The organism is Blautia sp. CGZ-1-C1, assembly GCF_056504575.1.
Map to the genome: position 1 here is coordinate 38,397 of NZ_JBWLUT010000116.1, position 15,604 is coordinate 54,000.

Sequence of the window (15,604 nt, forward strand, 5' to 3'; positions counted from 1 at the left end):
ATGTCTCGGGTTTTCTGTGACCTTCGCTCACAAAAAACACCTCGCGGGATACTACCTGTGAACAGTACTTGGTTAAATCTTTTATAATATCAAAAAGAGAACTACCATACCAGCAATTCTGTCAGTATAATAGTCCTCTTATCATTCATATTAAAGCGAATATTCGCAATTCAATCAATCCAGATAAAAATCCTGTGCCGAAATCAGGAATTATTCGTTATCTTCTGTATCATCAGCATCTTCCACATCATCAGCTTCATCTGCATCAAATTCTTCAATATCGAATTCTTCCTCTTCCGGAAGTTCTTCATCCATTGTGATCATCTCATCGTCTTTGATCTCTTCATCCTGAAGTTCCTCTGCTGTTTCTTCAACAGGAGCTTCTGGCTCAGGCATTGTACTGTTCAGTCTTACATCTCTGTAACGCTTCATACCAGTACCAGCCGGGATCAGTTTACCGATGATTACGTTCTCTTTCAGACCGATCAACGGGTCAACTTTGCCCTTGATAGCAGCCTCTGTCAGAACCTTAGTTGTTTCCTGGAAGGAAGCGGCTGACAGGAAGGAGTTTGTAGCAAGAGATGCCTTGGTGATACCAAGCATAACCTGTTTTCCATCTGCAGGCTGTTTGCCTTCTTTTTCCATCTGTTCGTTAACATCCTCATATTCAAGGAAGTCAACCAGTGTTCCAGGAAGGAATTCTGTATCTCCGTTATCTTCGATACGGATCTTCTTCAGCATCTGACGAACAATAACTTCGATATGCTTATCACTGATCTCAACACCCTGGAGACGATATACACGCTGTACTTCACGGATCATGTAATCCTGAACTGCACGTACACCCTTGATTCTCAGGATATCATGCGGATTTACGCTACCTTCTGTAAGCTCATCACCGGCTTCAAGAATCTGTCCGTCTGTGATCTTGATACGGGATCCGTAAGGAATAAGGTAAGTCTTGGATTCACCTGTTTCCTGATCTGTAACGATAACTTCACGTTTCTTCTTAGTGTCATTGATAACAGCAACACCAGGAATCTCTGTGATGATGGCAAGACCTTTCGGCTTTCTTGCCTCGAAAAGCTCCTCGACACGAGGAAGACCCTGTGTGATATCTCCACCGGCAACACCACCACTATGGAATGTACGCATGGTAAGCTGTGTACCAGGCTCACCGATAGACTGTGCTGCGATGATACCAACAGATTCACCAACCTGAACAGCTTCACCTGTTGCAAGGTTCGCACCGTAACATTTCGCACAGATACCAACTTTACATTTACATGTAAGAATTGTACGGATCTTAACTCTCTCGATAGATCCGCCAGTCTGGTTGTCCACGCCTTCTTTCATGATACGGGCTGCACGTTTTGGTGTGATCATATGGTTAGCTTTAACGATAACTTCGCCATCTTTATTCTTAATTGTCTCACAGGAGAAACGACCTGTGATACGCTCCTGAAGTCCTTCGATCTCTTCTTTACCGTCTGTAAAGGATTCTACATACATACCTGAGATCTCATCTCTGTTCTCACAGCAGTCTGTCTCACGTACGATCAGATCCTGAGAAACGTCAACCATACGTCTTGTCAGGTAACCTGAATCGGCTGTACGAAGAGCGGTATCGGACATACCTTTTCGAGCTCCATGCGCAGACATGAAGTATTCCAGTACGTCAAGACCTTCACGGAAGTTTGACTTGATAGGCAGCTCGATTGTGTGACCGGTTGTATCGGCCATCAGTCCTCGCATACCTGCAAGCTGTTTGATCTGTTTATCGGAACCACGGGCACCGGAGTCAGCCATCATAAAGATGTTGTTGTATTTATCAAGTCCGGACAACAGAGCATGTGTCAGCTCATCGTCAGTCTTCTTCCATGTATCAACAACTTCTTTGTAACGCTCTTCTTCAGTGATAAGACCACGTTTGTAGTTCTTTGTGATAAGGTCTACAGTATCCTGGGCCTGTTTGATCATTTCCGGTTTCTGAGGCGGAACGGTCATATCGGCGATGGCAACAGTCATGGCTGCACGTGTGGAATATTTATAACCTGTAGCTTTGATTGCATCAAGAACCTCAGCAGTCTTTGTAGCACCGTGAGTATTGATAACTTTTTCAAGAATCTGTTTCAGCTGTTTCTTAGCTACCAGGAAGTCAACCTCAAGAAGAAGTTCATTTCCTGGAATACTTCTGTCTACGAAACCAAGATCCTGAGGAAGGATTTCGTTGAACAGGAAACGTCCAAGTGTAGATTCTACTGTACCGGTCAGAACAGTTCCGTCCGGCATTGTCTTGCTGCAGCGAACGTGAATTCTGGACTGCAGTGTGATTACTTTATTTTCATAAGCAAGGATTGCTTCGTTTACACTCTTGAAATATTTGCCTTCACCCTTGTTTCCAGGTCTTTCCTGTGTCAGATAGTAGATACCAAGTACCATATCCTGTGAAGGAACGGCTACAGGACCACCATCAGAAGGTTTCAGCAGGTTGTTCGGTGATAACAGAAGGAAACGGCACTCTGCCTGTGCTTCCTGTGAAAGCGGAAGATGTACGGCCATCTGGTCACCATCGAAGTCAGCGTTGAACGCAGTACAAACCAGCGGATGCAGTTTGATTGCTTTACCTTCTACAAGGATCGGTTCGAATGCCTGGATACCAAGACGGTGCAGTGTAGGTGCACGGTTCAGCATAACCGGGTGTTCTTTGATTACATCTTCCAGAACATCCCATACAGCCGGCTCCAGCTTCTCAACCATTTTCTTAGCGTTCTTAATATTGTGTGCAGTTCCGTTTGCAACAAGCTCTTTCATAACGAATGGTTTGAACAGCTCAATTGCCATTTCTTTCGGAAGACCACACTGGTAAATCTTAAGTTCCGGTCCTACGACGATAACGGAACGTCCGGAATAGTCAACTCGTTTACCAAGAAGGTTCTGACGGAAACGTCCGGATTTACCTTTCAGCATATCAGAAAGAGATTTCAGGGCTCTGTTTCCAGGACCTGTTACAGGACGTCCACGACGACCATTGTCTATCAGGGCATCAACTGCTTCCTGAAGCATACGTTTCTCGTTACGAACAATGATATCCGGTGCACCTAACTCCAGAAGTCTCTTCAGACGGTTGTTACGATTGATGATTCTTCTGTAAAGGTCATTTAAGTCAGATGTTGCGAAACGTCCACCATCCAGCTGAACCATCGGACGAAGGTCTGGCGGGATTACAGGGATAACAGTCATGATCATCCACTCAGGACGGTTTCCTGACTCACGGAAAGATTCTACAACTTCGAGACGTTTGATGATTCTCGCACGTTTCTGTCCGGTAGCATCTTTTAATTCTTTCTTAAGTTCTGCGGAATCTTTCTCAAGATCGATTGCTTCGAGAAGCTCTTTGATAGATTCTGCACCCATACCTACGCGGAAATTATATCCGTAAGCCTCGCGGGCATCCTGATATTCTCTCTCTGTAAGTACCTGTTTGTACTGGAGTCCGGAATCTGCCGGATCCAGTACGATATAGTTTGCAAAGTAAAGAACTTTCTCCAGAGTTCTCGGAGAAATGTCAAGGATCAGACCCATACGGGACGGAATTCCTTTAAAATACCAGATGTGGGATACCGGAGCAGCCAGCTCGATATGTCCCATACGCTCTCTACGTACAGAAGATTTGGTAACTTCTACACCACATCTGTCGCAGACAACGCCTTTATAGCGAATCTTTTTGTACTTTCCACAGTGGCACTCCCAGTCCTTGCTCGGTCCAAAGATTCTCTCACAGAAAAGTCCGTCTTTCTCCGGTTTCAAGGTACGGTAGTTGATGGTCTCAGGTTTTAAAACCTCGCCTCTTGACCACTCTCTGATTTTCTCAGGGGACGCCAGTCCGATTTTGATGGCATCGAAAGTCATTGGCTGATATGTTTCATTGGCGTTAGTTGTTTCTGCCATGTATTCTTTCCCCTTTCTTACTCTTCGTCATTGTCTTCAAGAACTTCATCCAGTTCATTGAAGTCGTCTTCCTCATCTTCGTCCTCTTCAACGTCAACGAGTTCTTCTCCGTCAAACTCCTGCTTTGTATAGCCGTGTTTGCCGTAGTCTTCTTCTCTGTCGTGATGTCTTCTTGAATCTCCCTCGATGACAGAACGAAGGTCTGTGTCACCGTAGTCTACAGATTCGAGAAGATGTACTTCTGTATTGTCATCCTTGAGTACCTTCACGTCCAGACCAAGAGACTGAAGCTCTTTTAAGAGAACCTTGAAGGATTCCGGAATACCCGGCTCAGGAATATTGTCACCTTTGATGATTGCTTCGTATGTCTTAACACGGCCAACAACATCATCGGACTTAACTGTCAGGATCTCCTGCAGTGTGTAAGATGCACCGTAAGCTTCCAGTGCCCAAACCTCCATCTCACCGAAACGCTGTCCACCGAACTGAGCTTTACCACCCAGAGGCTGCTGTGTTACCAGAGAGTAAGGACCTGTAGAACGTGCATGGATCTTATCGTCTACCAGGTGATGCAGTTTCAGATAGTGCATGTGACCGATTGTTACAGGGCTGTCGAAATATTCGCCTGTACGTCCGTCACGAAGACGCACTTTACCATCTCTGGAGATCGGAACGCCTTTCCACAGTGCTCTGTGGGCTTTATTCTCATCCAGATACTGCATTACATCCGGTGCTAAAATATCTTTATATTTCTCACGGAACTCTTCGAAATCTTCTGTGTTTACATAGTCATTTGCAAGTTCCAGTGTATCCTGGATATCATGCTCATTGGCACCCTGGAAAATAGGTGTGGCAACATTAAATCCAAGTGCTTTCGCAGCAAGGCTTAAGTGAATCTCCAGGACCTGTCCGATATTCATTCGGGAAGGCACACCCAGAGGGTTCAGCACGATATCAAGAGGACGTCCGTTCGGAAGGAATGGCATATCTTCTACAGGAAGTACACGGGAAACAACACCCTTGTTACCGTGACGTCCGGCCATCTTATCACCAACGGAAATCTTTCTCTTCTGTGCGATATAGATACGTACGGACTGGTTTACACCAGGGGACATCTCATCGCCATTCTCTCTTGTAAATACCTTGGCATCTACGACAATACCGTATTCACCATGAGGTACTTTCAGAGAAGTATCACGTACTTCACGTGCTTTCTCACCGAAGATCGCACGGAGAAGTCTCTCTTCTGCAGTAAGCTCTGTCTCTCCCTTAGGAGTAACCTTACCAACAAGGATATCACCGGCACGAACTTCTGCACCGATACGGATGATACCACGTTCATCAAGATCCTTCAGTGCGTCATCGCCGACACCAGGAACATCACGTGTGATCTCTTCCGGTCCGAGTTTGGTATCACGGGCTTCTGCCTCATATTCTTCAATATGAACAGATGTATAAACATCGTCCATAACAAGTCTTTCGCTAAGAAGTACAGCATCCTCGTAGTTGTAGCCTTCCCATGTCATAAATCCGATCAGCGGGTTCTTACCAAGAGCAAGCTCTCCGTTTGCTGTGGAAGGACCATCTGCGATAACCTGTCCGGCCTCTACGTGTTCACCCTGGAATACGATTGGCTTCTGGTTGTAGCAGTTACTCTGGTTACTTCTTAAGTATTTAGTCAGATGATAATCATCTTTTGTACCATCATCGTTCTTGATGCTGATATCTGTAGATGTGGAACGAAGTACAGTACCGGATTTCTTTGCAACTACGCAGACGCCGGAGTCAACTGCTGTCTTCACTTCCATACCTGTACCAACTACAGGAGCTTCCGTTGTCAGAAGCGGTACGGCCTGACGCTGCATGTTTGATCCCATCAGCGCACGGTTAGCATCGTCGTTCTGCAGGAACGGAATCAGAGCAGTAGCAACGGAGAATACCATACGAGGAGATACGTCCATGTAATCGAACATATGACGCTCATACTCCTGAGTCTCTTCGCGGAAACGACCGGATACATTCTTATGAACGAAATGTCCTTCTTCGTCCAGAGGCTCGTTGGCCTGTGCTACATGGTAATTATCCTCTTCATCAGCGGTCATATATACAACCTCATCTGTTACACGAGGATTCTTAGGATCTGTTTTGTCGATCTTACGGTAAGGTGCCTCGATAAATCCGTACTGATTGATTCTTGCATAAGATGCAAGGGAGTTGATCAGACCGATGTTAGGACCTTCAGGGGTCTCAACAGGGCACATTCTTCCGTAATGGGAGTAATGGACATCTCGAACCTCGAATCCGGCTCTGTCTCGTGACAGACCGCCAGGTCCCAGGGCGGAAAGACGTCTCTTATGGGTCAGCTCACCAAGAGGATTGTTCTGATCCATGAACTGTGACAGCTGGGAAGAACCGAAGAACTCTTTCACTGCTGCAGTTACAGGTTTGATATTGATTAAGGACTGCGGAGAAATATTGTCCGTATCCTGTGTTGTCATTCTCTCACGAACCACACGTTCCAGTCTGGAAAGACCGATTCTGTACTGGTTCTGAAGCAGCTCACCTACCGCACGGATACGACGGTTTCCAAGGTGGTCGATATCATCGGCATTGCCAAGGCCATATTCCAGATGCATATTGTAGTTGATAGAAGCAAAGATGTCTTCTTTTGTGATATGCTTCGGAATCAGATCGTGGATATCTCTGTGGATCGCTGCGATTCTGTCTTCTAATGTGTCATTTTCTTCCAGAATATTCTCGAGAACAGGGTAGTATACTGATTCTGTAACACCGATGCTCTTCGGATCTTCGATCTCCGGAAGGTAGTGGCGGATATCCACCATTAAGTTGGAAAGAACCTTGATTCTGCGTTCTTCCTCGCCAAGGATCCATACATATGGAACGGCGCTGTTCTGGATGGTATTTGCCATTTCTTTTGTTACAACAGCTCCCTCTTCTGCCAGGATCTCGCCTGTAGAAGCATCAACAACATCCTCAGCCAGTTTATGACCAACGATTCTCTTGTTGAAGTGGAGTTTCTTGTTGAATTTATAACGTCCAACCTTCGCAAGGTCATATCTTCTCGGATCAAAGAACATTGCGTTGATAAGGCTCTCTGCGCTGTCAACAGCAAGCGGCTCACCCGGGCGGATTTTCTTGTATAATTCAAGAAGACCTTCCTGATAGTTAGTGGATGTATCTTTTGTAAAACTTGCAAGGATCTTTGGCTCTTCGCCGAAAAGATCAATGATCTCTGCATTGCTTCCTACGCCAAGTGCACGGATCAGAACAGTAATCGGAACCTTTCTTGTTCTATCAACACGTACGTAGAAAACATCATTAGAGTCTGTCTCATATTCCAGCCATGCACCTCTGTTCGGGATTACAGTACTGGAGAACAGTCTCTTACCAAGTTTATCATGCGCGATTGCGTAATAGATTCCAGGGGAACGTACTAACTGGCTGACAATTACACGCTCTGCACCATTGATGACAAAGGTACCTGTAACTGTCATGATAGGTAAATCTCCCATGAAAATCTCGTGTTCGTTGATTTCCTCTGTTTCTTTGTTAATCAGTCTCACTCGAACCTTCAAAGGTGCGGCGTAAGTTGCATCACGTTCTTTACACTGTTCGATATTATATTTTGCATCTTTCTCGTCAAATGTAAAGTCGATGAATTCCAGGCTGAGCTTTCCGGCGTAATCCGCGATCGGAGAAATATCATCAAAGACTTCCTTCAGTCCTTCATCAAGAAACCATTTATAAGAATCTCTCTGGACTTCGATCAGGTTTGGCATTTCCAGGACTTCTTCTTGTCTCTGGTAGCTCATACGCATGCTTTTTCCAGTTTTTACAGAACGAATTCTGTTTTTTTCCATTGACGTTTCACCCCTGTTTTTTCTTTAAATTTATTATAACTTGACCCTTTTTGCCAAAAGACATAAAGGCACATCTTGCCATAATATAGCATTCTTCACTATAGCACAGCAAGTTGCGCCTGTCAATCACTTTTTTTGATTTTTTTATACTTTTTTAAAAATTGGATTACTGTTTTTTCTCTATATAAAAATCTGCGATTCTTTATCAATAACGTCTTTGTTATTATTGTTCACAGTGTACATAATAACTATTCCTCAGAAATTTTGCTGTTCTTTGTGCGGATATTGTCGGAATGACCATTTTCATTGAATTCATTATCCTTATTGCTGTTAATGCGGGAGTTGATGAATTCGGCCGCATAGTCCTTATTGCTGTCAAATGTGTTTCCATCCACAGAAATCCCTTTTGAATCTGTAATGCACAAACCTGATTTGCTATTTGATCCACATATATTCCCCTGAATTCTGGAATTATCGCTTTCTGCATTGATTTCGATCCCATTGCTGCCATTTCTAGAAGAAAAATTATCCGTTATATCCGCTGACGGACATCCCTGTAAAAGTATTCCTTTTCCTTCATTTTTATAAGTATAGTTTCCATTAACAATACTATTTTCTGTATATTTAATAAGAATACCGTTTCTAAGATTTGAACTTACCCTGTTTCTCTCAATCCGGCCTCCTGCTGCAAATCGCAGCGCACAGATTCCATCTTTTGAAAATCCGGATATGGTATTTCTGTAAACCAGGCAGATTTTCTTTGCTGCCTCCGTTCCATTTATATAGATTCCATAATCGTTTCCACCAGACATATCATTATATAAAATCCGGATATTGCTGCCTTTCGCAACGCTGATTCCCGTATTGCTGTACATCTGGTTTTGTGAAAGCCTTATTGTGTTTCCCCGGCATATACAATCCTCAGCCCAGGTAAGCTTAATTCCGTCCCCATATCCACTGATCATATTGTTTTTGGCAGTAACGCCCCGGACAATATATCGCCCTGCCGGAACACCGTTTGCCGCCGGGCTTGCAGTATTTTCCGGATCATCATCTTCAGACGGTTTATTCTCTCCGGCTGACCCCTGAGATATTTCCCCGGTGATCCAGATACCATATCCATCCCACTGCTTATTATCTATCAGTGCCGGATCCGCAATTGCGATCTGGTTATTCTCGATCAGAATATTCTCCGCATACTGGTTTCCGGCCGCTGAAAGTTCCTGACCTTCCAGAGTGTGCGAATTTCTGGTATAAACGGAACGCACATAGATTCCGCCACCAACATTACTCATGACGTTTCCGGTTATCACCGTATCCTGATAATTCAGACACCAGATTGCTCTCTTTCTCAGATTAGCAAACTGATTGTCACAGATCGTAATGTTCTTATATGGTCTGTCAAACACCATACTGTGACTGCCGATTCCTGCAAATACATCCTCAAAAGTGTTATCCTTTATCACGATATTCTCACAGACACTTCCATCATATGGAAGATATCCTGGAAAAATCTTCGGCATACAGGCATCCAGCTGAATACATTCCTGACCGCCGCCTTCATAATCTTTCCAGTAGCCTCTGAATGCACATCCTGTGATTTCTGCATCCTTTACGCCCGCAAGCTCCAGAAAATGGGATTTGAGATTGTTAAGAAATGTAGCATTCTTTATTGTGACATTTGTAGCATGTCCTATTCTGAAACCTACAAAACCACCAGATTCTTCTTTATTTTCCACCGATTCATAGTTTGCATCCCAGATGCCGCCATCGATTGTTATATTGCGATATCCATCATACCCGCCTTCTGATGTCTGACTGTCTCCCAGACGAAGTAAAATCTCTTTTCTCGGTGAAGTTTTCGTTATCGTGGCGCCTTCTGCGTACAGATAAATGTTGCTGTACATATGAAGGGTTCCTGTAAGCATGTAGTTCCCCGGCGGAATAATCACTTTGCATGGTTTTTCATCGGTTGCACGGTCTCTTGCCTGAGCCAGCAATGTATTTAATTTTACAGTGATATCTTCTCCATCCTGCGCATTCAGCACAAGCTCCTGCATCTCTTTCTGAGTCTGATCGTCATCTCCCGCGGAAAAGCTCTCCGTATTTCCGTCATCAAAGCCATCCACTTCAGATTCATTTTCTGTAAATTCATTCGCAGGATTCTCTGCTGATTGCACATCCGCGTCGGAAACATCTTCAAAAGATCCATCACTTTCAGATGCGTCTTCAAATAACTGCTCTTCCTCTTGCTGGGCAGCCTGTACATTTACACCTGCGTATGGGGTCAGACAAAGCTGCGCCGCCATAATAATGCCAAATATCCCTGCTGCTGTCCTGTTCATCATAGTCTGTAACCCTCCGGCTCTGTAAAAAAAGCAGGAACACCACTGGTATTCCTGCTTGTAAATCTTCTATATATAATAGGAAGATAATTATTTAAGGTTAACCTTAGCACCTTCAGCTTCAAGTTTTGTCTTGATGTCTTCAGCTTCAGCTTTGGATGCGCCTTCTTTAACAACCTTCGGAGCACCGTCAACCATTTCTTTAGCTTCTTTAAGACCTAAGCCAGTTACTTCACGAACAACTTTGATAACTTTAACTTTGTTTGGTCCAACTTCTGCAAGTTCTACGTCGAACTCATCTTTTTCTTCAGCTGCTTCTCCAGCTGCTCCAGCTGCTGCTACTACAACACCTGCTGCTGCGGATACACCAAATTCTTCTTCACAAGCTTTTACTAAGTCGTTTAATTCTAATACAGATAATTCTTTGATTGCTGCAATAAATTCTTCTGTTGTTAATTTTGCCATTTTAAATTCCCTCCATATAATATTATTTTAGATTCGTTCTTTTTGTGCCCTTGGGCATTAATGAAAATTATTCAGCTGCTGCTTCAGAGCCGTTTTTCTCAGCGATCTGATTAAGCACACGAGCGAAGTTTGTAATCGGAGACTGGATGCTTCCAAGCAGTTTGCCAAGAAGTTCTTCTCTGGACGGGATTCCAGCCAGTGCCTGAATACCTGCCTGATCGTTGTAGTTTCCTTCAACGACACCTGCGATTAACTCTAAAGCCGGGTTCTTCTTTGCGAATTTATCAAGGATTCTTGCAGGAGCAGTTGCGTCTGTAGCAGAGATTGCCAGAGCGTTTGTTCCATGTAAGTGCTGGATAAGTTCTTCGCACTGAGTACCTTCGAATGCACGATGCATCATTGTGTTTTTGTATACTTTATATACAACACCAGCTTCTCTTAATTCCTTACGTAAAGCAGTATCCTGTTCAACTGTAAGACCGCTGTAGTTAACGAGTACTACAGATTCTGCATCTTTCACGTTGTTGATAATTTCTTCTACGACCGGTTGTTTAAGTTCTACTTTTGCCATGAAATGGTACACCTCCTTATAGATTTCGTATACCGCTGCAAATGAGTAAAGAAAAAGCCTTACTGCATGACAGTAAGGCTTGCGTAATCTTCCATAAACATAAAGAATACTTAGTCCTCGGTAGGCGTTTACAACTTATGCCTTACGGCACCTACTGTCTTCGGCAGCGTTCTGATGTATAATAGCACATTGACTTTATGTTGTCAAGAGTGATTTTTAATATTTTTTATTTTGTTCCGAAAATTCTGTCTCCGGCATCGCCGAGTCCCGGGCAAATATAAGCATGGTCATTTAATTCACGATCAAGATGTCCGCAGTAAATCTGCACATCCGGATGTACTTCGTGGAGACGTTTGAGTCCTTCTGGTGCTGCGATGATGCACATGAATTTGATGTTTTTGCCACCCTGTTTTTTGACAAAATCAATAGCAGCTTCTGCAGAACCGCCGGTTGCAAGCATTGGATCTACGATAACTGCAATTCGTTCATCAATGGATTCCGGAAGTTTACAGTAATATTCGTGCGGCTCATGTGTTACAGGGTCGCGGTAAAGTCCTACATGACCGACTTTTGCAGACGGAACGAGAGTCAGGATGCTGTTGACCATTCCAAGACCTGCACGCAGGACCGGTACAATTGCCAGTTTCTTTCCGGCGATCATTGGTGTCATACAGGTTTCGATCGGAGTTTCCACTTCTACGTCTTCTACAGGAAGATCTCTTAAAGCTTCGTAACCCATGAGGATTCCAATTTCCTCTACCAGTTTACGGAATTCATTTGTTCCTGTGTTTTTATTTCTCAGCATGGAGATCTTGTGCTGGATCAATGGGTGATCCATGATATAAACATTTTCCATTATCTTTTTCCTCTCTTAGTTATACATTGTAACTGTTTTCCCCTATTATAATGCCTGATGGCATTTTATAAAAGGAATATTTTGTTACTGTTCACTCCGTTCTCAGTAACACGCTTCGCGATGCACAGAATTTATGCTAATCGCATAAACTCGCGCGATATGTCTCGGGATTTTGGCATTTTCATGCCAAAACACCTCGCGGGATAGTGGCGTGTGAACAGTAATAATATTTTACATCTGCTTACGAACAATACGATATTCATCGCCCATCTTGAAATATGGACACTGATGGAAGCTTCCGGTGATAAATTTCACCATCTCGTCTTCATCGAGATTTACTTCGCAGGTATAACATTCGTAATCGTCGTCATAACTGTAGTTTACACAATATTCGCAGTTTACTGCATCGGACATCGTCTGGTTCCTCCTATCATTCTTTACTTTTACTAATTTCTAACTTCTCAATCTCGCAGCTATGCCTTTTCGTATTTTTATCATAATTTACTGCCACAAGCAAAAGATTTCCCTGATAATCCTTCAACGCATCCACATATCTCTTCTCTTTTATCTGAGAGATTGCTCCTTCCACACTTTTATTCCATTTCAGTTCAATAACTGCCGCAGGTTTATCTGCATATATCTTTCGTGGTATCAGGCAAATATCCGCAAATCCTTTCCCGGCAGGCAGTTCACGAATAATCGTATAGTATTCTCTCGCAAAGTAAAACGCCAGATTAATCGTACAACTAAGAGTATTTTCATCATTATATTTGAGAATTGAGATTTCCTGATGCGCTCTGTCAATTCCCTGAGCTACTGTATCTCCGTCCATGTTCCACATTGCTTCCAGAAGTTTTCTTGATTTTTCTATGGAGTCCATTACTTCCTTCCACCCCATAGTTCCAATCGCATTTACATACTCCTGGGCAACTTCTTTATTTGGAATGGATACTGTTTTTTCCTGCCAGTGATAGCTTAAATATCCCAAATGTATAAGAAGTGTCAGCACATCATCCTTTCCCTGAAATGTAGTCATATCATTAGAAAAAGTTCCCGTATTAACCAACACTCTGTCTCCCGCCAACATCCGTATCACATCATCTTTCAGACCGTCATAGTTCATACGTATATAAATTTTCAGCGCATCATAAGTCTCTGTCTGATTCCAGTAATTATCAAACATTCCACTTATCATAGCATCTACTACCGATTTAGGATTGTACATAGGATATGTTTTCAATCTTCCGTTTTCTACTGCAGTCAGCTCATATCCATCATACCATGCACTCATCTCCTCGAAGCTTCTCCCATATTCTTCGCATAATTCCTTCACTTCTCCCTCTGTAAACCCAAAGTACTCTGCCATTTCTCTTGGATTTGTCATAGAGTATTCTGTGAACATATTCAGCGCAGAATGAGTGCCATACTTCTTTACAGGTAAAATTCCTGTCATATATGCCAATGCTACATATTCTTTATCCTTCAGCCATGCTCTCAGAAAATCCAGATATTGTTTTTGCGCCTCATGATCATTCTCATATTCTCGGAAAAGACAATCCCACTCGTCAATCAGAATTACAAAAGGATGCTGCGTATGTGCATAAATATCCTGCATATCAAATACAAGATAATTGCTGCTGACAAACTCAGGATATTTATTTTTCAGTTCCTGCACAAGTCTTTTCTGCAACATCAGAAGCATAGCATTCACATCTGATGATGCACTTAAAAACTCTTGCATATTTACCTTTATCACATCATATTGATTCAGGTGATTCTTATAAGAACTGCTCTTCGCTATTTTATATTTTTCAAAGAGTTTTCTTGAATCTGTTTCACGATCATAGTACGCTGCAAGCATATCTGCCGCCATGGATTTTCCGAATCTTCTCGGTCTGCTGATACATACATATTTCTGTCTGGTATCCAGAACAGCGTTTAGTTTATCTATCAGTTCCGTCTTGTCCACATAAATAGCAGACTGTATACTCTCCCGAAATCCCTTATTACCCGGATTTAGATAAATTCCCATCTGGAATCTCCTTTCCGAAAAGATTGTTTTCTGCCTGTGCAGAGTATGTCTTTTCTGATATACTAAAATATAGTTTCTATGATGATAAATTATTATCAACAATATTATCTGAATCTGTGATATCCGTACATTACACCATTCATTATAAATGTGTTTGAAAAAGACTTTCTACAAAATATGCTATAAAGTCGCTATGCATCCGTAAGGAACTGCCAGTTGCAGGTTCTGTAAGTGGAGCGTACAGATTGCGGAAATAATTTTTCAAACACGCTCTAAACATGCTTATTAAAGAGGTTACATTTATGACATTATATCATATATCTATAAAAAAAATAATAAAGCACTGTACTTTTTCAATACTCGCAGGAACTCTTATTCTGTCTTCTGCGGTTTTGTCCGGGTGTTCATCAAAAGTAAACACCACTCAGACCGCTGATTCTGAATCTCAGGAGCCAATTTCTACTACCGCGATTAAACTAAATACCGCAGTTACAATTACTATTTACGATTCTCAGAACAAAAATCTCCTTACCGAATGTATGAATTTATGTGACAAATATGAGAAAATATTCAGCCGCACCGCAAGTGACAGCGAATTATATAAACTAAATCACAGACAACTCACACCTGTAGATGGAACAGATAATACCTATCAGGTATCAGATTCTCTGGCTGAACTGATTCAGAAGGGACTTTATTATTCTGATTTGTCAGATGGTGCTTTCGATATTGCGATTGAGCCACTGACTTCTTTGTGGGATTTTACCGCTGAAGATCCACAGGTACCGGAAGACAGTCTGATTCAGACTGCTCTGTCAAAATGTGATTATCATAATGTCTCTGTTGGTGGAAAAGACAATAATGAGATTACATTAAAAACTGACGACACTGCCATAGAGTTAGGTGCTATTGCCAAAGGATATATTGCGGACCGATTAAAAGAGTACTTGATTTCTCAGGATGTGAAAAGCGCAATTATTAATCTTGGTGGAAATGTTCTCTGTATCGGTGGAAAACCGGATGATTCTTCATTTAAGATTGGAATTCAGAAGCCATTTGCGGATCGAAGTGAAACGATCGCTGTTATGGATATTAAAGATAAATCTGTTGTTTCTTCCGGGGTTTATGAGAGATGTTTTGAACAGGACGGAACTTTATACCATCACCTGCTGAATCCCAAGACAGGATATTCTTATGACAATGGACTAATCGCAGTTACGATTATCTCTGATCAGTCTGTAGATGGAGATGCACTAAGTACGACTTGCTTCGCGCTTGGGCTTGAAGATGGATTGAAACTGGCTGAATCTCTGGATGATGTGCAGGCATTTTTTGTTACCTCAGATTATGCGATACATTATACGAAAGACTTCCAGAAAGAAATTACAGTTACGGAAACTGACTGACACTCTTCACAAATGAAATAAGAGAGCTGCTATACCAAAAGTTATACGGCAGCTCTCTTATTTTCACTATTTTTCTCAATTTTTCCACAACTATGTT

Annotated in this window: 9 protein-coding genes, 1 pseudogene and 1 other annotated feature; of the genes and pseudogenes, 2 read left to right on the forward strand and 8 right to left on the reverse strand. The window is 42.6% G+C overall.

Going from position 1 to position 15,604, the window contains the following annotated elements; all coding sequences use genetic code 11:
* Window positions 1–210 precede the first annotated feature (210 nt).
* From rpoC to AC058W_RS10740, 8 genes are all read right to left on the reverse strand, one after another.
* Window positions 211–3,951, reverse strand: a complete 3,741-nt coding sequence (gene rpoC / locus AC058W_RS10705) for a DNA-directed RNA polymerase subunit beta' (protein ID WP_117674953.1) — start codon at window positions 3,949–3,951, stop codon at window positions 211–213.
* Window positions 3,952–3,968: 17 nt separating this feature from the next.
* Complete coding sequence (rpoB, locus tag AC058W_RS10710; RefSeq protein ID WP_118247503.1) at window positions 3,969–7,832, reverse strand: DNA-directed RNA polymerase subunit beta; 3,864 nt, start codon at window positions 7,830–7,832, stop codon at window positions 3,969–3,971.
* Window positions 7,833–8,080: 248 nt separating this feature from the next.
* On the reverse strand, window positions 8,081–10,180 hold the full coding sequence (locus AC058W_RS10715; RefSeq protein WP_479390071.1) for a right-handed parallel beta-helix repeat-containing protein: 2,100 nt from the start codon (window positions 10,178–10,180) through the stop codon (window positions 8,081–8,083).
* An 87-nt stretch (window positions 10,181–10,267) separates the two neighbouring features.
* The gene (gene rplL, locus AC058W_RS10720; RefSeq protein WP_019163102.1) at window positions 10,268–10,642 is read right to left on the reverse strand and encodes a 50S ribosomal protein L7/L12; all 375 of its coding nucleotides are present in this window, start codon (window positions 10,640–10,642) and stop codon (window positions 10,268–10,270) included.
* Window positions 10,643–10,709: 67 nt separating this feature from the next.
* The gene (gene rplJ / locus AC058W_RS10725; protein ID WP_118590613.1) at window positions 10,710–11,213 is read right to left on the reverse strand and encodes a 50S ribosomal protein L10; all 504 of its coding nucleotides are present in this window, start codon (window positions 11,211–11,213) and stop codon (window positions 10,710–10,712) included.
* A gap of 41 nt (window positions 11,214–11,254) precedes the next feature.
* Window positions 11,255–11,395 (reverse strand) — a sequence feature (ribosomal protein L10 leader region).
* A 44-nt stretch (window positions 11,396–11,439) separates the two neighbouring features.
* Complete coding sequence (gene upp, locus AC058W_RS10730) at window positions 11,440–12,069, reverse strand: uracil phosphoribosyltransferase (RefSeq protein WP_118590611.1); 630 nt, start codon at window positions 12,067–12,069, stop codon at window positions 11,440–11,442.
* A gap of 231 nt (window positions 12,070–12,300) precedes the next feature.
* Window positions 12,301–12,483, reverse strand: a complete 183-nt coding sequence (locus tag AC058W_RS10735) for a DUF6472 family protein (protein ID WP_118136154.1) — start codon at window positions 12,481–12,483, stop codon at window positions 12,301–12,303.
* 16 nt (window positions 12,484–12,499) lie between these two features.
* The gene (locus tag AC058W_RS10740; RefSeq protein WP_118590609.1) at window positions 12,500–14,101 is read right to left on the reverse strand and encodes an AAA family ATPase; all 1,602 of its coding nucleotides are present in this window, start codon (window positions 14,099–14,101) and stop codon (window positions 12,500–12,502) included.
* A 229-nt stretch (window positions 14,102–14,330) separates the two neighbouring features.
* Between AC058W_RS10740 and AC058W_RS10745 the strand changes: the two are divergent.
* Together AC058W_RS10745 and AC058W_RS10750 are read left to right on the forward strand one after the other, a co-directional pair.
* Window positions 14,331–14,390 (forward strand): annotated as a pseudogene (locus tag AC058W_RS10745) (DUF6783 domain-containing protein); the annotation flags it as partial.
* A 13-nt stretch (window positions 14,391–14,403) separates the two neighbouring features.
* Window positions 14,404–15,507: an FAD:protein FMN transferase gene (locus AC058W_RS10750; RefSeq protein WP_117845799.1), complete on the forward strand. Its 1,104-nt coding sequence runs from the start codon at window positions 14,404–14,406 to the stop codon at window positions 15,505–15,507.
* The last annotated feature ends 97 nt before the right edge of the window (window positions 15,508–15,604 follow it).